An 18,869-nucleotide genomic window follows, 5' to 3' on the forward strand; every position below is an offset into this window, starting at 1 on the left:
GGACACCGCTATAATGGTGCCTTTGCGGTCATACAGCAAAATATTGGTATAGACCGTATAAAGTGAGTTGATGTATTTCAAAATGCGGTGTAACTCGGTTTCCTGCTCAGCGGTTAAGCTCTCACCTTGATCATGTAAAGATAGCATTTGGCGAAAGGTCGAATTCAATGCCCACCAACGACAGTCGTTAGCGCGCTCGTACAAATTTCGATCCATAATTTCAGCCGCTAGTGTACCGCTAAAGCGCACTTTATCTTGCACCGTGTCGATGAGAACATCATGGATGTGGTGAATAAAATCGTTAAAAATCTCAGCAATATCGCGGCTAATATCTTGAAAACTATCCAAAATCGGCAAGAAGGATTGCACGTCCTTTTTTAGAGAGGTAATTTTGCCATTCAAAATCACAATTAACAGCAGCGTGCTGACTTTTAAATTGGTCTGTTCTAAGTCTTTTAGATAAACTGGCGATTCGGGTGAAATTTTTAAACCAATCGATTCGCTATTGGTTTTTTCGGCAAACGCCACACGGTTATCCACTCGAATTTGACTGAACCAGGGCAAGCCCATAAAACCTTCGTAGCCTTTTGCTTGGGCATAAAACTGCAAACGGTTTTCTTGGCTTATAGGTTTTTCGGTTAACTGCGGCGCGTTGGTTTTTTGACCCACCGGATGAGTTTTTGGGCAATCTGAAGCCAGCACTTCGCCGTGTTCATCCTTTAATAGAATTTCATAAGCGGCATCTTGACTGTTTAATGTGTCAAAAATTAAATCCATTTCTTGCGTAAAACGAAAGCTTAAGCAAAGCACACCAAGGGTTTTGGTTTCTCGTCCTTGCTGTTGTTGAATGCGTTTGGCGTAAATCAGACTTTTGTTGTGTTGTGGAAAAATATCGCTGTGGCGATAAACTTCGATATAGTCCTCTTTACCGACTAGGGCTTGCTGTATTAATGGATCATAACTATGCAGCGCTTGATTGTTTGGATTGAGCTTGGCGGCCACATCACCATTGGGTTTGAGCAGCACAATGTCATCGTAGACACTGTATTTGGCTACGTATTCTTCGAGTCGATTTTGAATAAAGCTTTGCTGACTAGCCGTGGGTTGGGAGTCGGCCATAAAGTTGACCAAGTCGTCATCGGTGGCTAAAAAACCGACATCGGCGGTGCGTTCAAATAGGTTGCGATTAATCATATCAATCGTCGCTTGAGCTTTCAGCATAACCTCACTGTTTGCTTGATTTAAGTAACGTGTTATCAAGGCTTCGATCATCATGTCACGTAGCTGTTGAAATTCCTTTTGAGTTTCAACGATTGACACTAATAGTTGCGGGTCCATTTTCTCGTTGTTAATTTTTCCTACCATCGCTACAGTGGTCCACCAGAGGTCTTGTTCTTCAAGCTGGCTTAGGTAGCGTTTAACTTCCGGCAAGTATTGGGTGTAGTGTTTGAGATCTTTAATATTTTGTTGCATAGCGGTGTTTATCTCTTTTTCTTATTTTGGGGGTGTAACTGAGCCCGTTCGGGTTATTCACTTAAGTAATGCGCGTTAATGTCGACGCACAAGACATTTTTTTCCTCGGAAAACGGGCGGCAAAGTGCTTTTGATAAGGTGATATTTAAGTTGGCATTTGGCAGCCCAATATAAGGTGAAGAGAGTTGCACTTGGTCGGGTTGATCCATCGCATTGCGAAAGTAGGCACGTCTCGCCCAAAGGGCACCATCGCTGCGAGTAAGTGGCGCATAACGCATGGAAGTGTCTTGGATCACATGTTCAGAGATCAAGCTTTCGACAATCTGAACCCCTTCACTATTAAGTAGATACACTCTTTCAACCGCTTTGTGTTGTAAGATTTCGGCGGTGGCGGCTGGAAAATCAATGCCTTGTGAAATGGCATGGGCGGTTTCCAATAGCATGTTTTTAAGCGAGAGCTTTTTCTGAGTGTGGAGTCGTTGGCGTTCGCCCAAGCTGCATAAGCTATGGTGATGAAGCATTTGCAGTTCATTTAACAACCAGGCCTGGTCGTGTTGACCAAGTGGGCTGGGTTTGGCAAATAAATAACCCTGTGCTAAATCTGCGTCGGAGTCCAAGGCCAGCAAGGCATCGTCTTGGGTTTCGACACCTTCGACAATAATGAGTGCGCCGGTTTCACGCAGTAATGCAATACAGCGTGCCAGCCAGCGTTGACGCCCGGGGTTGTTGCGTGCATTTGCAAGCATCGAACGATCTAGCTTGACGATGTTGGGTTTGAGTTCCCACATGCGGTCAAAGTTGGAGTGACCCGTACCAAAGTCGTCAATCGCAATTAAAAAACCGGCGGTACGATAGTAATGCACAAATTCTTTAAGTTGTTCACCATCTTTGGCGGCATCTTCGAGTATTTCTAATACGATATTTTGGGGTTGTAAGCCTTGTTTAGCCAAACGCTTGGTAATGAGTTCGGCGCGCTGATTTTGGGGGTTAATGGTATCGCTGCTTAGGTTTAAAAATAACCATTGATCTTGGCGTTTAATGGGTTCGAAATGCTTGAGGTGATTGGCTAAGCACAAGCGGTCGAATTGTTCAGCTCGACCTTGTTGACGAGCGTGTTCGAAAGCTTCCAGCGGCGGACAAAACTCACCATTGGAACGTTTAGCTCGCAATAAGGCTTCATAGCCCACCACGCGTCGGTGTGCCAAGCTAATAATAGGTTGATAATGAGTGGAAATAGACATTAAAGTTTTCAGTTCGGCTTATTAATAATTTTTATACATAAGCATGCCGCGTGAAAACTTAAAAAATTAAGCAGTATATCAGTGGGTTAAGGTGTTTTTAGTCAGCGGAAGAGTGCTTTTTCGATGGGTTGGTTGGAAAGGTTGGTTTATAGTGGTGCATGATGCACCACTATGGTTGGTCTTAAGCGAGGCCTTTAGATTCGAGGTATTTCTCAACGTCTAAAGCCGCCATGCAGCCGGCACCGGCTGAAGTAATCGCTTGCTTGTAAACCTGGTCCATGACATCGCCAGCTGCAAACACCCCATCAATGCTGGTCGCGGTTGCATTGCCTTGTAAGCCGCTTTGAACTTTAATGTAGCCGTTCACCATGTCAAGTTGCCCCTCAAACAGTGAGGTGTTGGGTGTGTGACCAATCGCGATAAATACACCGGCTAAATCAATGTCTTTGCTTTCATTTGTTTGGTTGTTTTTAATACGCATTCCGGTGACGCCGGTGTTGTCACCAAGCACTTCTTCTAATGCGCTGTTAAATTCAATTTTTACATTGCCGTCTTGGGCTTTTTTTAGCAATTTGTCGGATAGGATTTTTTCGCTGCTAAATTTGTCACGACGATGCACCACCGTCACTTCGGCCGCGATGTTAGACAAATATAAAGCTTCCTCAACCGCGGTGTTGCCGCCACCAATCACGGCGACTTTTTGGTTGCGGTAGAAAAAGCCGTCACAAGTAGCGCAAGCCGATACACCTTTGCCTTTAAAGGCTTCCTCTGAATCTAGGCCTAAATATTTGGCTGAAGCACCTGTAGCGATAATTAATGCGTCGCAGGTATAAGTTCCGCTATCACCTTTAAGTGTAAATGGGCGGTTTTGTAAATCGGCTTGATTAATGTGATCAAAGATAATTTCAGTACCAAAGCGCTCAGCGTGTTTTTGCATGCGAACCATTAGATCAGGACCTGTCAAGCCTTCTACATCGCCCGGCCAGTTATCGACTTCGGTCGTGGTAGTGAGCTGACCACCTTGTTGCATGCCGGTGATAATGACCGGCTCCAAGTTAGCGCGTGCCGCATAGACGGCTGCGCTATAACCGGCTGGGCCTGATCCTAAAATAAGCAATTTGCAATGTTTGGTTTCCATAGTCTGATTCCTTTTGGGTGAATAAATGAGGTCACTCGCGCTTGAGTATTGCCTGGTCTATGTGATGCTCAGCCTTTTAATTGACTGGGTCTACCATACGACAGCTTGTGTGTTAAAATTCTAGCAGTTTTTACGAGTGAAAGATAATCCACTTGGCGTTAAGTAAACTTGGCAAAAGTGTGGGCTTTCCGTCTAATAAATAGGTATGGTTTTGAATTTGATTAAATCAGCGGATAAGGATAACAGCCTCGACGATGCGGATGTGATAAAACCATCCTCGCGTTGGACTTGGTTGTTAAAAGACTTAGTGTTGCTAAGCTGTATTGGCTTGGCTATTTTCTTGTTTATTATTCTATATAGCTATCATCCTGACGACCCAGGTTTTCAAATGGCGCGCTCGGTGGATGCCTTCCATAACTATGGCGGGGCGAGTGGTGCATGGCTATCTTCATTGATTTTATACTTGTTTGGGGTGTTTGGTTTTGCTTGGCCGTTTGGTATTTTGTTGGCCGGTTGGGTCACCTTAAAAATTCGTTCATCCAGTGATTTTGATTGGGGTCGCTTCGGCTTAAGTATGTTTGGTTTGCTGATCTTGGTGTTTTCGGGCGCCTCGATGGCGAGCCTGTATTTACATCCAGATAGTTGGGTCGTGAGTCTGCCATATTATTCAGGTGGTGTGTTAGGTTATGAGTTGAGTTTGTGGTTAGTTGACAGCGTGGACTTACTGGCTGCCACCTTGTTTTTTTTGGTGATGTTCGCTTTGGGCTTTAGCATGCTGATTGGTCAATCTTGGCTAACCATTTGTGATGTGACTGGCCGACAGGCCTGGCACTTGATTAGTTTTATTCACAAAAATGCCAAAAAACATGTGGTGCATTCAGAGCAGTTTAAAAACGTATTGAGTCGAATTGACTTAAAAAAAGAAACCCAAAGTTTGCCGAATTCACAAACGGTGAAACCAGTGGTGGAGCAGCGTGCGGATATGAGTGCACGCATAGAGGAAAAGCGCGCTAAATTATTTGACTCATTCAGTCATTCATCCGATGCAAAAATGCCAATTGAGGCTTCAGCGGCGCCATTTGATTCGACACCGCAAGCGGAGTCAAACGCAGTGGATTCGGCATCGAATGTGCAGGTTCATAAACCCTATAAAACAACGTCTTCAGCCTATGTGCCCGAAACACAACATGCCGAGTTGCCGAGTTTAGATTTATTAGATCCGGCACCTGTTTATGAAGATAGTTTTTCGGAAGAAGACTTAAAACAAATGTCGGGCTTATTGGAAACCCGTTTGCAGGAATTTGGTGTTACTGCAACGGTCGAAGCGGTATTACCGGGGCCAGTAGTCACACGTTTTGAAATTATGCCCGCCGCGGGGGTGAAGGTCAGCCAGATTTCAAACCTTGCAAAAGATCTGGCACGCGCCTTAGCGGTAAAGTCGGTGCGTGTGGTGGATATTATTCCGGGCAAACCCTTTGTGGGGATTGAGATTCCGAACGAGAAGCGTGAAATCGTTGGCTTCCGCGACATTTTATCTTCTGAGGTTTTCCAAAAGAGTAAATCGCCTCTAACCATGGGGTTGGGCAAAGATATTGCCGGTAATCCGGTGATTGCCGATTTAGCGAAAATGCCGCATTTATTAGTTGCGGGTACCACCGGTTCAGGTAAATCGGTGGGTGTAAACAGCATGATTTTAAGTTTGCTGTACAAAAGCCGAGCCGATGAAGTGCGCTTGATTATGGTCGACCCAAAGATGTTGGAGTTGTCGGTTTACGAGGATATTCCGCATCTGTTAACGCCGGTTGTTACCGATATGAGTGATGCGGCCAATGCCTTGCGTTGGTGTGTGTTTGAAATGGATCGTCGTTACCAATTGATGGCGAAACTAGGCGTCAGAAATATCGCCGGCTTTAATGAAAAAGTTCAGGCGGCGATTGATGCTGGTGAACCTATTATTGACCCGCTTTATCAGCAGGCTGTCACCATTGGCATGGAACTGTCAGATGCGCCGCCAACCTTAACGCCTTTGCCTTATATCGTGGTCGTCATTGACGAATTTGCCGACATGATTATGGTAGTGGGTAAAAAAGTGGAAGAACTGATTGCACGACTCGCACAAAAAGCACGTGCCTCTGGGATTCACTTGATTTTGGCGACTCAGCGTCCATCTGTAAACGTGATCACTGGTTTGATTAAAGCCAACATCCCAACGCGTATGTCATTCCAAGTTTCGTCAAAAATTGATTCGCGTACTATTTTGGATCAAATGGGTGCCGAGCAGTTATTGGGTATGGGGGATATGTTGTATTTACCACCTGGAACCGCGGCTCCTGATCGAGTGCATGGTGCGTTTGTATCCGATGACGAAGTACATCGTGTGGTCGACTTTATTAAGCAGCAGGGCGCGCCACAATATTTGGAAGCGATTACACGTGATCCAGACTCGGTAAACGCAGAATCTGGCAGCAATGCGGCTGATCCGAGTGATGCTGAACAAGACGTGATTTACGATGAAGCGGTTGAGTTTGTGGTACAAGCCGGGCGTGTGTCGATTTCATCAGTGCAGCGCCGTTTTAAAATCGGTTATAACCGAGCCGCGCGGATTGTGGAAGCTATGGAAGCGGCCGGAGTGGTATCGACCATGCAGGCGAACGGTAACCGCGAGGTATTGGTGCCCAAGCACGATTAAAACTAAACAATTAGGATAAGTACAGATGTTAAAAAAACTAGCTTTAATCGGCGGCTTCATGTTTGCAGCACCAGGCCTGGTGCTTGCCAATGTTCAGCCTTTACATAGCTTTATTGATGGCTTAAAAAGCTATTCGGCCGAGTTTGTGCAGGAACGCGAAGAAGAAGCCTTCTTTCGAGTTGAACGGGCAAAAGGCACTTTTGATTTAGACCGCCCAGGCAAAATGCGTTGGGATTATCATTCGCCCGAAGAACAGCACATTATTGTCGACGGCTCACACTTGTGGGTTTACGATTTGGAATTAGATCAAGTCTCTGTTCGGCCGATTTCAGATATCCAAGGGGATATTCCGCTGGCTTGGTTACTGTTTGATGAACCAGTTGAAAAAGCCTATCAAATCATCCCAGCCGGTAATCGTAATAATATGACCTGGTATAACCTGCAACCGCGTTCTGCGACCTATTTTCAAAGTATCGAAATTGGCTTGCGTAATGGGGTGATGCAGGAAGTCTGGATGTATCAAAGCGCCGATAATATTACCAAAGTGAAGTTCAAAAATATTCGTATGAACGAAGGCGTGTCACCACGTGCGTTTGAGTTTACACCGCCGAAAGGCGCGGATGTTGTAGGGCGCATGTAAGGATCTATGATGGCGTATCAGCCCCTTTCAGATCGATTACGCCCACAAACCCTGGCCGACTTTGTTGGTCAGCGTCATTTATTAGGCGAAAACCGCGCTTTGTCACGCGTATTTGCCTCGCAACATTTGCACTCCATGATTTTTTGGGGGCCACCCGGAACTGGTAAAACCACTTTGGCGCGTTTAATTGCCCAACAATCTGATTTGCAATTTATTAGCTTGTCCGCCGTATTAGACGGCGTGAAAGAGGTGCGCAAAGCCGTAGAGCAGGCGCAATTACATCGTGAGCAATTTCAACAGGGAACCTTGTTATTTGTAGACGAAGTCCATCGTTTTAATAAGTCTCAGCAAGACGCGTTTTTGCCTTATGTCGAAGATGGTACCTTTGTGTTTATTGGCGCGACTACCGAAAACCCATCGTTTGAACTCAATAACGCCTTGTTATCCCGCGCCCGTGTTTATGTATTGCGGTCGTTGGATGAGGATGATTTAAAACGGGTGTTGCAACGTGCGCAAACACTGGTCTCTGAGGATTTAGGCGAAGCTTTAATCATTGAATCGGCCGCGGCTGAAGTTTTAATTCAGGCGGCAGATGGCGATGCACGTCGATTGTTAAACTTTGTAGAGCAAGCGACCGATTTTGCTGAACCCAATATCGATGCACAAACCCAAGCACCAGGCCTGGTGCTTACCCCACAAGCGTGTAAAGAAGTGGTGCAAGCCGGTATTCGACGTTTTGATAAGGGGGGAGAGGCGTTTTACGATCAAATTTCGGCTTTGCACAAATCCGTGCGTGGTTCGGATCCAGATGCGGCTTTGTACTGGTTGGTTCGGATGCTCGACGGTGGCGTGGATGCACGTTATTTGGCTAGACGCTTGGTGCGGATGGCGAGTGAAGAGATTGGTAATGCCGACCCGCGCGCGTTAGATGTCGCGATTAATGCGGCTCGGGCTTATGAGCGTTTAGGTTCGCCGGAAGGCGATCTAGCGCTTGCCCAAGCGGCCACTTATCTAGCGGTGGCACCCAAGTCGAATGCGGTGTATATGGCTTATAAAGCGGCCTTAAAAGATATCAAGCAACATGGCTCTGATGAGGTGCCTTTGCATTTACGTAACGCACCCACCAAGTTAATGCAGTCAATGGATTATGGTCAAGGTTATCGTTATGCCCACGATGAACCGGACGCTTATGCGGCTGGCGAATGTTATTTCCCCGAATCGATGGTCGAGCGTGAATACTATTTGCCAGTTGAACGTGGCCTAGAAATTAAAATAGCCGCTAAGATGGCGCATTTAAAACAACTAGATCAGCAGGCTGAAAATAAGCGGAGACAAGGATCATGACATTTTGGTTGGCCATAGCCTTAGGTGGCGCTTTGGGAGCGGTATCACGTTTTGCGTTATCGCACCAAACCTATATTTGGTTAGGGCGCGATTTTGCCTGGGGCACCTTAGCCGTTAACCTTATCGGTTCGTTTATGATTGGCCTGTTGACGATTTTATTAATTAATAAGTTTGCCGTATCCGCTGAATGGCGCGCCTTTTTAATTGTTGGGTTTTTAGGTTCCTTCACCACCTTTTCTACCTTCTCATTTGAGACCATGCAATACATACAAACTGGCGAGTTAAATAAAGCCATGTTGAATATTGTCGTGAGTGTGGTGGGCTGCTTAATCGCAGTTTGGATAGGGCTGGTTGCCGGTAAACAGTTTTTAGTAGAATAATTTAGAAAAAATTAGAGATGAAATTATGTTAGATGTGAAATTATTACGAACTGACTTGGATCGTGTGGTTGCTAAGTTAGCCTCTCGTGGATTTAAATTTGATGGTGCCAAGTTTGCACAGCTAGAACAGCAACGAAAAGACCTGCAAATGCAAACAGAAAAACTGCAAGCTGAACGTAATCAAAGTGCCAAGGCGATTGGTAAGGCTAAAGCTCAGGGTGAAGATGTTCAACCTTTGTTAGATGCTGTGGCCGATTTAGGTGAGCAGTTAGAAAAGGCCAAGACGGCTTTTGATCAAGTTCAACAAGAATTGGATACCATGTTGGCGACTTTGCCAAATTTACCACACGATTCAACCCCAATTGGTCAGTCGGAAGATGATAACGTCGAAATTAAACGTTGGGGGAAACCGCGTGAGTTCGATTTTGAAGTTAAAGATCATGTTGAGTTATCTGAGCAACGTGGCTGGTATGACAATGAAGCCGCCGCAAAGCTCACCTCGGCACGTTTTTCGGTTTTGAAAGGCCCAATGGCACGTTTACAGCGCGCTTTGACGCAGTTTATGCTCGATACACATATAAACGAACATCATTACGAAGAAGTTTATGTGCCATATATTGTCAATCAAAATAGTCTTTATGGCACAGGCCAACTTCCCAAGTTTGCCGCAGATCTGTATAAGTTAGAAAAACACGACGAACACGATACCAGTGATCGTGATTTATATTTGATCCCAACCGCCGAGGTGCCGATCACTAACCTAATGCGTGACGAAATTGTGGATGCGAGCCAACTTCCAATTCGTTATGTCGCCCACACGCCCTGTTTCCGCTCTGAAGCCGGTTCTTATGGTCGTGATGTAAAAGGTTTGATTCGTCAGCATCAATTCGAGAAGGTTGAAATGGTGCAATTTGTACACCCAGATGAATCTTATGAAGCCTTAGATGCGTTAACCCAGCATGCCGCGTCAATCTTAGAGAAGCTAGGTTTGCCTTATCGTATGATGTCGTTATGCACCAAAGACATGGGTTTTTCCGCCGCCAAAACCTTCGATCTAGAAGTCTGGTTGCCGGGTCAGCAAGCTTATCGTGAGATTTCTTCTTGCTCAAATTTTGAAGATTTTCAGGCTCGTCGCATGCTGGCACGTTTCCGCGCAGGTCAAGATAAACCGCAACTGTTACACACTCTAAACGGTTCAGGCCTGGCGGTCGGTCGTACATTGGTAGCGATTCTGGAAAACTACCAAAATGCGGATGGCAGTATCACGGTACCGGATGTGCTTAAACCTTATATGGGTGGTGCGGATCAAATTTAAGCGAAATTTAGGAAAAGTTTGCTCAAAGCCTTGCAAAGCCTGAGCAAATCTTTATAATACCGCTCCATCAACCCGGTGGAATGGCAGAGCGGTTGAATGCGGCAGTCTTGAAAACTGTTGTAGGTTTGTAGCCTACCCGGGGTTCGAATCCCTGTTCCACCGCCATATTGATAAAGCCCGACTTAGTTCGGGCTTTTTTATTGCCTAAATTCCTGAAAAGCCGATTTATAGGCTTTTAGCCCAAATCCTCCAACTCTCCTCTCGTAGCTCATAAACACTAATATCATTCATTTGTGAGTATCGTTGTGAGTACTAAATTTCTGAAATTCTTGCGCTCATAACTTTCTGATCTCACCTATATATTAATAAATATCAATATTGGGGTTGCCAAATTTAACTAAATAGTTAAACTGTTTAGTTAAATTTAAGAGGTCATGGATTTTGAATAAAAATTACGGTAAAACGGCATTGAAAATCTTGGATTGTGCGACGGACATCTTCGCTGAGAAAGGGTTTGAAGGCACAATTATGGATGACTTAGCCGAACACTGTGGCGTCAATAAGGCAAGTATCTATTATCACTTTAATGATAAAGCCAGCTTGTATGAAGTGTGTATGACACGGCTTTTTAAAAAGGTTGTGGATCAAGTCATCTTGCAGGTCGCTCAGTGCGATGGGCTAGAGGAAAAGCTAAAAACCTTTGTTTACGAGTTTGCCAAAGGGGCTTACAACCATAAACAAATGCCGGCTACTTTGATGCGAGAAATTGCGGCGGCGGGTAAAAACATGCCCGTACCCGCTCGACAGCAAATGCAGCGACTACTTGGCACGCTAAAAGAGATCTTAATTGACGGTGAAAAGCAGGGCGTTTTTCGTTGCGTCGATCCATTAATGATCCATTTTATGATTATTGGTAGTTTGAGTTTTCATATTACGAGTGAGCCGATGCGCTTAGCCATTCAGTCAGAATCCAAAACAGATCCGAGTTTGGATGAAGCCATTGGTCATGTTTCAGAATTGATATATCACGCTTTATTAAGTAACTAGGGAAGAAAAAATGAGAAACCTAATGTTAAAAATGGAGGCACGCTTAGGACGTTTGGGTTCCTTCATTGCTTATGCTCCGAAACGATTTATCGCGTTTAGCTTGTTATTTGTATTGGCTTTAGCCGTTAACCTGCCAAAAACCACTGTGGATACGTCAACAGAAGGGTTTTTACACGAAAGTGACCCGGTTCGCGTGATTTATGACCAATTTCGGGATGAATTTGGGCGTGATGAAAAAATTGTGGTCGCGATTAAGTCTGAAGATGTGTTTAAGCTCGATAACTTAGAAAAACTACGAGACTTACACCAACGTTTAGCTCATGAGGTGCCTTATTTATACGATATCAGCTCATTAGTTAATGCGCGTAATACCATCGGTGAAAATGACAGTCTGCTGGTGGATGATTTAATGGAGGATTGGCCACAATCTCAGCAACAGGCAGACCAAATAAAAGCACGTGCTTTAGCAAACCCCATGTATCGCAATATTTTAATTAATGATGCGGCTGAGTTTACAGTTATTGTGTTGGAGTCAAATACCTATAGTAGCTTAGCTCAGACCGAATTGACGAACGAAGACGATATTTTAGCCGATGAGTTATCCGGGTTTGACCAGGTTGCTGAGACGCCTGAAAACACAAGTCGGGAGTTTATTACAGACAAAGAAAATAGTGAAATGGTTAAAAAGGTCGCTGAAGTTGTGGCGGACTTTAATCAACCCGGTTTTGAGATTTACGTCGCCGGCTCGCCTTCGGTTACCGCTTTTCTTAAAAGTTCAATTATGAGCGACATGCGCAAATTTATTGCCATGATTATTATTGCCATTGCGATTGTGCTCGCTTTGTTATTTAGACGGGTTTCTGGTGTATTGCTGCCTTTGCTTACAGTTTTTTTGGCCGTTGTAAGCACGATGGGTTTAATGGCTTTAACTGGCACACCTGTAAAAGTAATGACGCAGGTTTTACCTTCCTTTTTATTGGCCGTCGGGGTAGGGGCCTCCATCCATGTACTAGCTATTTTTTATAAAAAGTTTGATCAAACCGGTGATAAAGCTCAGGCCTTAAGTTATACCCTTGAGCATTCCGGTGTGGCCATCATTATGACCTCTTTAACCACGGCGGCCGGTATGGCGTCTTTTGTACCTTCAAGTGTTGCGCCTGTGTCCGATTTAGGTCTATTTGCTTTTGCAGGGGTCTTGATTGCGTTGGTGTTTACCTTGATTTTTTTACCGGCCATGTTGATGGTGCTGAAGATCAAACAAAAAACCTATCAGCGTAACGATGATCATCACGATACATTGGATAAATGGTTAAAAGGTGTCGCCGCCATTTCGCAAAACCATGCCAAAAAAATAGTCGCGTTTTCTATGGTGCTGATGTTGGGATCGATTGCGATTGCGACCCAAATTGGTTATTCACACAATCCATTGGAATGGTTTCCAGAGGAACACCCGACACGGATCGCGACTGAAACCATAGATAAAGAAATGCGAGGCACGGTGTCGCTAGAACTGGTGATTGATACCGGGCGTCCAAGTGGTTTATACGATGTGAGTTTATTGCAGGCAATCGAGAAAACCACCGCTCAATTAGAAGCCATAGATCACCCCGAATATTTTGTGGGCAAAGCCGTCAGTGTGGTGGATGTGATTAAAGAAATTCATCAAGCACTGAACAATAATGATCCAAACTTCCATGCACTGCCTGGTAGCGCAGATTTAGTGGCACAAGAAATTTTACTATTTGAGAATTCAGGCTCGGATGACCTGCAAGATTTTGTGGATAGTCAATTGTCTAAAGCGCGCATTACAGTTAAAGCGCCTTGGATTGATGCGTTTGAGTACCATGAATTATTACAAGCTACCGCACAGTTGCTAGAAGAAAACTTTGATAGTTCGGTACACATTACCACCACGGGGATGATTAATTTGTTACTTGAAACCACCACAGCAGCGATTCAGAGTTCGGGGTTGAGTTACATGATTGCCTTTGGCGTTATTGGCTTAATGTTGGTCTTATTGTTATCAAGTTTCAAGCTTGGTTTATTGGCAATGATTCCGAATAGCTTGCCTGTATTGTTTGTACTTGGGGTTATGGTGGTGTTCGACTGGCCCTTGGATCTATTCACCATGCTAATCGGTGCCATCGTGTTAGGGATTGCGGTTGATGACATTGTGCATTTTATGCACAACTTCCGTCGTTATCACCTGCAAGGTTATTCAACACGTGTTGCGGTTGAAGTGACATTAACCACTACTGGCCGAGCCATGATGATTACCACAGTGGTCTTGGTGATTGGCTTTATGTTGTATATGTTTGCCAATATGAACAATCTGTTTCTATTTGGCTTATTAACGGCGGTTGCGTTTGCTGTCGCACTGCTGGCTGTTTTCTTCTTAGCTCCAGCTTTAATGGCGCTGGTTTATCCAGACCATCAAACCAAAGAATCGAATCTTGTTTCTAAAAAAATATCAAATTGAGGTGATAAAAATGAAAGCATTAAGTTTCAAGTCATTTTGGAAGGCGATTTTAATAGCCAGTCTGACTAGCACAAGTAGTTTAGCTTTGGCGCAGGAGTCTGATTCGCGAGAAGTTATTTGGCTAAGCGGAGCTGAACGCGCGGCTTTGATGAGTGAAATGCGACTGTTTTTAAGCACCAGTCAGCAAATATTAGAGGCCACCCTTGCAGAAGATATGACAAAGGTGGAAACCTTAGCCAGACCGGTAGGCGTGAAGTTAATGAAAGATACGCCAGCGAGTTTAAAAGATAAGCTGCCGGCGGGTTTTACTCAGCTTGGCCCACAAGCGCATTTGGGGTTTGAAAATATTGCGGATGAGGCCTCCGGTTTAGGCGATCAAACCATCATTTTGCAACAACTGGCTGATTTGCAAAAAAGCTGTGTGGCTTGTCATGCGCAATATCAAATTAAAGTGGGGGATTAATAATGAGAAACTGGACTAAAACTATCGGGTTAAGTTTGTGCATGGGAATGTTTTTTACTCCCGGATTGGTGCTGGCCTATACGGCAGATGAGGTTGCGAAAGCGGTTGATGCGCGTGATGATGGCGACAATGGTAGTGCTGTGATTCAAATGACGTTGATTGATCGTCAAGGCAATAAACGTGTGCGAACCATGAATAAGTTTGAGAAAGACTTTGGTGAAGATACACATAGTGTGATCTTTTTTTCAGATCCAAGTGATGTGCGAAATACCGCGTTTTTAACTTTCGACTATGCGGATTCATCTAAGGATGATGACCAATGGCTATACTTGCCCGCTTTGCGTAATACCAAACGTATTGTCAGCAGTGATAAAAGTAGCAGTTTTATGGGGTCTGATTTTTCTTATGCGGATATGACCTCACGTGCGATAGAGGACTATAGTTATAAAATTGCAAAAGAAGATGAGGTGAATGGAAACGAAGTTTGGATTATGGAGGCGGCGCCTAAGACTGAAAAAGTTCGTCGGGAGACTGGGTACGACAAATCTTACATGTTTGTGCGCAAAGATAACTTTGTGGTGATTAGAGCGATTCACTTTCAAACCGATGGCAAACGTAAGTATATGGATGTAAAAGAGTTGAAAAAAATCGAAGGTATTTGGGTGCCAACCTTAATCGAGATGCGCACAACCAAAGACAAGATCACCTTGCATACCACCTTGATGAGTTTTAGTGATGTTAAGTTTAACCAAGACTTTGATGAGAGCTTTTTCTCTGTTAGACGAATTGAGCGTGGCTTATAAAATGCGTTGTCGATCAAAAAGTTATGCTCTAGGGATCGGGTTTTTATTAACCCTGTCGATGAATAGCGCTTGGGCAAACAACGAATTAGATGACGCATTAGGCGGATTTGATAAACCTGCAGAAGCGCAAAATGATTTAAACGAGGCGCTAGAAGGGTTTGAATCCTCAGATCTATCCACTGCTGAATCCACGCCGAGTTCAAGTTCGCCTAGCTGGCTAAACCTAAGAACCATGCTAGGCGTGAATAGTCAGTTTACAACCGCGCATTCGGCGCCACCGCAAAATGAAGTGGATTGGCGTGGCCTGCAACAATTACAGCTCAAAACCCGAATTGAAGCGGATATGGATTTACCCAATAGCTGGAAAGCCAAATTGGGTGTTAACGCCAATTATGATGTGGTTTACCATTTAAATGACCGAGATTCTTATCCTAAGGAGGTTTTAAAAACTCAAGAGTCTGAAGCCGAAATCTTTGAAGCTTATGTCGCCGGTTCCTTAACCGATCAAGTGGATTTGAAAGTAGGGCGTCAAATCGAGGTTTGGGGTAAATCGGATAGCATACGTATCACAGATGTCATTAATCCGTTGGATAACCGACAACCAGGCCTGGTGGATATAGAAGATTTACGTTTACCTATCTTCGCAAGCAAGCTGACAGCTTATTCATCAAACTGGGCGTTTTCATTGTTAGCTTTGCATGAGCAGCGTCCACCCAAAGAGCCGGCGATTAACGGGGAGTTTTTACCATTAGAAGCTTTTCCGTTTCCGCCTGGGTTCAACTTCCCAGAAGTGGATAGCCAAAAATCGGATTATGAAACCACTTTTGCGGCTTCAGCGGAGGGGCGATTTAGCGGTTGGGATTTATCGCTTTATGCCGCTCGTGTCCAAGACAGTCGTTGGCACTTTACTGACAATAAAACCGCACGAGACTATGGTTTGATAAATATGGCTGGGGTGGCGGCTAACTTTTCGTTTGGCGGCGGATTAATAAAAACCGAGGCCGCCTATTTATCGGATCTGCGTTACAACACCACCACCGATAAAAAACAGCGCATAGATTGGTTGCTGGGTTATGACTATATGTCGATACCCGATTGGACATTATCGATTGAATTGGCCGATCGGTATATCCAAAACTATGAGCCTAAAATGGCCGACTTACCTGATGCCGTTGAAGAGCATAATTGGCAAACGGCAGGCCGGGTTAGTTACAGCTTTGATCGAGATCAGGCGCAACTGAGTTATTTGGTTTCTTTGCTGGGTGAGACGGGTCAGCAGGGCGGTTTCCAGCGTTTGTGGTTAGACTATGATTACAGTGATCATATTAATTTAACCCTTGGCTATATTGACTACCTGGGTGGCGATCATCCTTTATGGGAAGCGATGAAAAATAACGATCGAGTTTTCGCTGGAGTGGATTACTACTTTTAGTTGTAACACGAGACAGTTGAAATATTAAAAAGCCTTGCTAGGATGCTTTTGGAAAACAGTCTGGCAAGGCATTAGTTTTTAAATTTTATGCCGTTTTGTGGATAGACTTAAGTTTTTTCAGGTGTTTTGAAAAATCTCTTTCTTTGTCCGGTGACGGGCCTAGCGGGTCCGGTGTTGGGGTTTGGCCGAGGAGCACCTGCATGCTGCCGGTGACACAATGTCCTAGGGTTTCGACATCATAGCCGCCACCTAGCGACAAGCTTAAACGGCCGCCACATAATTCTTGTGCGGTTTGTTTGAGGCGTTTAACCAGTTGGTTGTAACCATCTACACTTACCAAATGTTGAGCAAGCGGATCTCGCCAATGCCCATCGTAACCAGCAAACACAATAATATGCTCGGGTTGAAAGGCTTTTAATTTTGGGTAAATGACTTCATTAAACGCTTGCAGATACGTTCGATCACCCGCATCACGAATAAATGGGCAGTTCACGTTGGTGCCTTTTGCTTCGCCTTCCCCAATCCATTCCATACCCCCTGTCATCGGCCAATAGGGGTGTTGATGAATCGAAACCGCCATAATGCTGGGGTCGTTAATGGTCATGTCTTGCGTACCATTGCCGTGGTGCACATCAATATCAACAATCGCGACACGTTCTACGCCACGATATTGTTGTAATGCTCTGGCGGCGATGACATCGGAGTTGAAGATGCAAAAACCCATCGCCTTGTCTTTTAAAGCATGATGTCCTGGTGGTCTGAGTAAAGCAAAACCATTGTCCACTTTGCGGTCATACACGGCTAAATTGAGTTCAATCGCCGCACCGGCCGCGGTTCTGGCGGCATCAAAGGATGCGGCGTTAATGTAAGTGTCTTCTTGATAAGGGTCGTAATAACCTACATGGGTTTGACTAAGGTGTTCAATTTCGTCAATGTAAGTTTGGCTGTGAGCCCATAAGAGTTCTTCATTTTTAGCCAGGCGTGCGGCAACGGGAGTGAGTTGATCCCAAAGACCGTGTTTTTCTAATGCGCGATCTATCGCAATCAAACGCTCGGCACTTTCTGGGTGGCCTTTCATGGTATGTTTTAAAAACAGCTCATCCAGCACAACCCCAGTCGCATTTTTATTAGAGGGCGTGGCCGCCCAGCTTAATCCACTGTATGTAGCGGCGCCGGCCGCACCCAGCGCGAGTGATTTTAGTATAAACTGTCTACGTCCGTTCATGCTTGTATCCCGCTTTAATGTAGGTGTCATGAAAAAATACACCCACTCAATTCTATTATTGTGAAAGGAATGAGGTTTTTGTTGTGAGCAGAGCTTAAGCTTTATACCAAATTTGCAGCTGAGGTTTGCTGGTTTGGTAAAGTTCAAATAACTCGGCTAATTCTGTCGGTAATTCGGTGTGCTGTTTAGGTTGAAAGTTTAATGTTTGATAAAATGGCGTAAGACCGGGTTGGGCAAATGCATAACAAGGTGCGGCCAGAGAGTTAAGGGCAAACTTAATCAAGCCCGTTGCTAAATGTTTTTGACGATAGTCAGGTTGAATGTAAAGCCCTCTTAACCACCAGGCCTGGTGCTGTTTAACAAAGCGTGCGACTCCGATAATGCTTTCGGCTTTTAAAACTAAAAACACACGGTCGTTTTGTTGTGGTGTGCGAAGTTTGGTTTGTTTGTGGAAACGCTTAACTAAGCCCCAGTTATCGGAATCAGCCTGTTTAAATTGATAAGGTGTATGTTGTGATTGATTCACCGGTTTCTTCCCATAAGAATCTAAGCAAAAAGCGTCGTATTTGTCAGCAGTGTATGAGAGCTGAGCGGGCGTGTATCTGTGGGTTGGTGTGTGCTGTTTCACATCAAACTGGTTTGGGTATTTTACAACATCCATCTGAAGTTAAACAGGCGAAGGGCACGGCTAAGCTGGCGAGCTTGTGTTTATCGAATTGCCCAATCTGGGTGGGTGAAGAGGTCGGTTTGTTACCCGATCTGCAGGCATGGTTGGCGCAAAAACCCACTTATTTATTGTATCCTCAGCAACCACCAGGCCTGGTGGTTACTACTAAGAGCTTAACGAGTCAGTTGCAACCTGGTGAGTTTCAGGTGCTTTTATTAGATGGTACTTGGCGCAAAACGCATAAATTATTGCAATTAAATCCAACTCTTCAGAGTTTACCAAGATTAGCTTTATCTGAAGTGAAACCTTCAGATTATGTAATTCGAAAGTCAAATAGGGCTGAGGGCTTGTCGACCCTAGAGGCGATTTATGCGCTGTTAACTCAGCTTGAAAAGGCTGGCCAATTTGAGGGGTTAATGCAAAGCTTTGACGCCTTTATGACACAGCGAACTCAATTTGCAAAATTACCCTGATTGAGTCAGGTCAATTTCGACATCTAGCGCATTCTTTGTTATGGTAAAAAGCTAAACAAA

The 18,869-nt window shown here is 44.6% G+C and carries 16 protein-coding genes and 1 tRNA gene; 12 read left to right on the forward strand and 5 right to left on the reverse strand.

Annotated elements, in window-relative coordinates; all coding sequences use genetic code 11:
- The 3 genes from VIM91_RS06705 to trxB all read right to left on the reverse strand — a co-directional run.
- Positions 1-1,473, reverse strand: a 1,473-nt coding sequence (locus VIM91_RS06705) for a cache domain-containing protein (protein ID WP_331864047.1), incomplete at its 3' end; no start/stop codon positions are given.
- Between the two features lie 53 nt (positions 1,474-1,526).
- Complete coding sequence (locus tag VIM91_RS06710) at positions 1,527-2,714, reverse strand: EAL domain-containing protein (RefSeq protein WP_331864048.1); 1,188 nt, start codon at positions 2,712-2,714, stop codon at positions 1,527-1,529.
- A 181-nt stretch (positions 2,715-2,895) separates the two neighbouring features.
- The gene (gene trxB, locus VIM91_RS06715) at positions 2,896-3,852 is read right to left on the reverse strand and encodes a thioredoxin-disulfide reductase (RefSeq protein ID WP_331864049.1); all 957 of its coding nucleotides are present in this window, start codon (positions 3,850-3,852) and stop codon (positions 2,896-2,898) included.
- A gap of 211 nt (positions 3,853-4,063) precedes the next feature.
- Here trxB and VIM91_RS06720 point away from each other — a divergent pair, with 211 nt between their 5' ends.
- The 11 genes from VIM91_RS06720 to VIM91_RS06770 all read left to right on the forward strand — a co-directional run bounded on the left by VIM91_RS06720 (position 4,064) and on the right by VIM91_RS06770 (position 16,444).
- On the forward strand, positions 4,064-6,541 hold the full coding sequence (locus VIM91_RS06720) for a DNA translocase FtsK (RefSeq protein WP_414719620.1): 2,478 nt from the start codon (positions 4,064-4,066) through the stop codon (positions 6,539-6,541).
- A 25-nt stretch (positions 6,542-6,566) separates the two neighbouring features.
- Positions 6,567-7,181, forward strand: coding sequence for an outer membrane lipoprotein chaperone LolA (lolA, locus tag VIM91_RS06725; RefSeq protein ID WP_331864050.1), 615 nt, complete (start codon positions 6,567-6,569; stop codon positions 7,179-7,181).
- 6 nt (positions 7,182-7,187) lie between these two features.
- Positions 7,188-8,525, forward strand: coding sequence for a replication-associated recombination protein A (locus VIM91_RS06730; protein ID WP_331864051.1), 1,338 nt, complete (start codon positions 7,188-7,190; stop codon positions 8,523-8,525).
- The gene (gene crcB, locus VIM91_RS06735; RefSeq protein ID WP_331864052.1) at positions 8,522-8,905 is read left to right on the forward strand and encodes a fluoride efflux transporter CrcB; all 384 of its coding nucleotides are present in this window, start codon (positions 8,522-8,524) and stop codon (positions 8,903-8,905) included. Before VIM91_RS06730 ends, crcB begins: the two co-directional genes overlap by 4 nt.
- A gap of 25 nt (positions 8,906-8,930) precedes the next feature.
- A complete protein-coding gene (gene serS, locus VIM91_RS06740) occupies positions 8,931-10,220 on the forward strand; it encodes a serine--tRNA ligase (protein ID WP_331864053.1) in 1,290 nt (429 codons plus the stop codon).
- Between the two features lie 74 nt (positions 10,221-10,294).
- A tRNA-Ser gene (locus VIM91_RS06745) sits at positions 10,295-10,385 on the forward strand.
- 276 nt (positions 10,386-10,661) lie between these two features.
- A complete protein-coding gene (locus VIM91_RS06750; protein ID WP_331864054.1) occupies positions 10,662-11,267 on the forward strand; it encodes a TetR/AcrR family transcriptional regulator in 606 nt (201 codons plus the stop codon).
- Positions 11,268-11,277: 10 nt separating this feature from the next.
- Complete coding sequence (locus VIM91_RS06755) at positions 11,278-13,746, forward strand: efflux RND transporter permease subunit (protein ID WP_331864055.1); 2,469 nt, start codon at positions 11,278-11,280, stop codon at positions 13,744-13,746.
- 10 nt (positions 13,747-13,756) lie between these two features.
- Complete coding sequence (locus tag VIM91_RS06760; protein ID WP_331864056.1) at positions 13,757-14,209, forward strand: hypothetical protein; 453 nt, start codon at positions 13,757-13,759, stop codon at positions 14,207-14,209.
- 2 nt (positions 14,210-14,211) lie between these two features.
- Positions 14,212-15,012, forward strand: a complete 801-nt coding sequence (locus VIM91_RS06765; protein ID WP_331864057.1) for an outer membrane lipoprotein-sorting protein — start codon at positions 14,212-14,214, stop codon at positions 15,010-15,012.
- Between the two features lies 1 nt (position 15,013).
- The gene (locus VIM91_RS06770; protein WP_331864058.1) at positions 15,014-16,444 is read left to right on the forward strand and encodes a DUF1302 family protein; all 1,431 of its coding nucleotides are present in this window, start codon (positions 15,014-15,016) and stop codon (positions 16,442-16,444) included.
- Positions 16,445-16,529: 85 nt separating this feature from the next.
- Here VIM91_RS06770 and VIM91_RS06775 read toward each other — a convergent pair whose 3' ends face one another.
- Both VIM91_RS06775 and VIM91_RS06780 read right to left on the reverse strand, forming a co-directional pair.
- Positions 16,530-17,669, reverse strand: a complete 1,140-nt coding sequence (locus tag VIM91_RS06775) for a histone deacetylase (protein ID WP_331864059.1) — start codon at positions 17,667-17,669, stop codon at positions 16,530-16,532.
- Between the two features lie 94 nt (positions 17,670-17,763).
- Positions 17,764-18,195, reverse strand: a complete 432-nt coding sequence (locus tag VIM91_RS06780; protein ID WP_331864060.1) for a GNAT family N-acetyltransferase — start codon at positions 18,193-18,195, stop codon at positions 17,764-17,766.
- Between VIM91_RS06780 and VIM91_RS06785 the strand changes: the two genes are divergently transcribed.
- Positions 18,183-18,809, forward strand: a complete 627-nt coding sequence (locus tag VIM91_RS06785) for a tRNA-uridine aminocarboxypropyltransferase (RefSeq protein WP_331864061.1) — start codon at positions 18,183-18,185, stop codon at positions 18,807-18,809. The genes VIM91_RS06780 and VIM91_RS06785 overlap by 13 nt on opposite strands.
- The last annotated feature ends 60 nt before the right edge of the window (positions 18,810-18,869 follow it).

The sequence above is a fragment of the Thiomicrospira sp. genome, assembly GCF_036568485.1.
Taxonomy (GTDB): Bacteria; Pseudomonadota; Gammaproteobacteria; order Thiomicrospirales; family Thiomicrospiraceae; genus Thiomicrospira.

Coding starts and splice junctions, on each gene's coding strand:
- VIM91_RS06710 (WP_331864048.1), bottom strand. CDS start 2,714: ATGTCTATTTCCACTCATTATCAACCTATTATTAGCTTGGCACACCGA.
- trxB (WP_331864049.1), bottom strand. CDS start 3,852: ATGGAAACCAAACATTGCAAATTGCTTATTTTAGGATCAGGCCCAGCC.
- lolA (WP_331864050.1), top strand. CDS start 6,567: ATGTTAAAAAAACTAGCTTTAATCGGCGGCTTCATGTTTGCAGCACCA.
- VIM91_RS06730 (WP_331864051.1), top strand. CDS start 7,188: ATGATGGCGTATCAGCCCCTTTCAGATCGATTACGCCCACAAACCCTG.
- crcB (WP_331864052.1), top strand. CDS start 8,522: ATGACATTTTGGTTGGCCATAGCCTTAGGTGGCGCTTTGGGAGCGGTA.
- serS (WP_331864053.1), top strand. CDS start 8,931: ATGTTAGATGTGAAATTATTACGAACTGACTTGGATCGTGTGGTTGCT.
- VIM91_RS06755 (WP_331864055.1), top strand. CDS start 11,278: ATGAGAAACCTAATGTTAAAAATGGAGGCACGCTTAGGACGTTTGGGT.
- VIM91_RS06760 (WP_331864056.1), top strand. CDS start 13,757: ATGAAAGCATTAAGTTTCAAGTCATTTTGGAAGGCGATTTTAATAGCC.
- VIM91_RS06765 (WP_331864057.1), top strand. CDS start 14,212: ATGAGAAACTGGACTAAAACTATCGGGTTAAGTTTGTGCATGGGAATG.
- VIM91_RS06770 (WP_331864058.1), top strand. CDS start 15,014: ATGCGTTGTCGATCAAAAAGTTATGCTCTAGGGATCGGGTTTTTATTA.
- VIM91_RS06775 (WP_331864059.1), bottom strand. CDS start 17,669: ATGAACGGACGTAGACAGTTTATACTAAAATCACTCGCGCTGGGTGCG.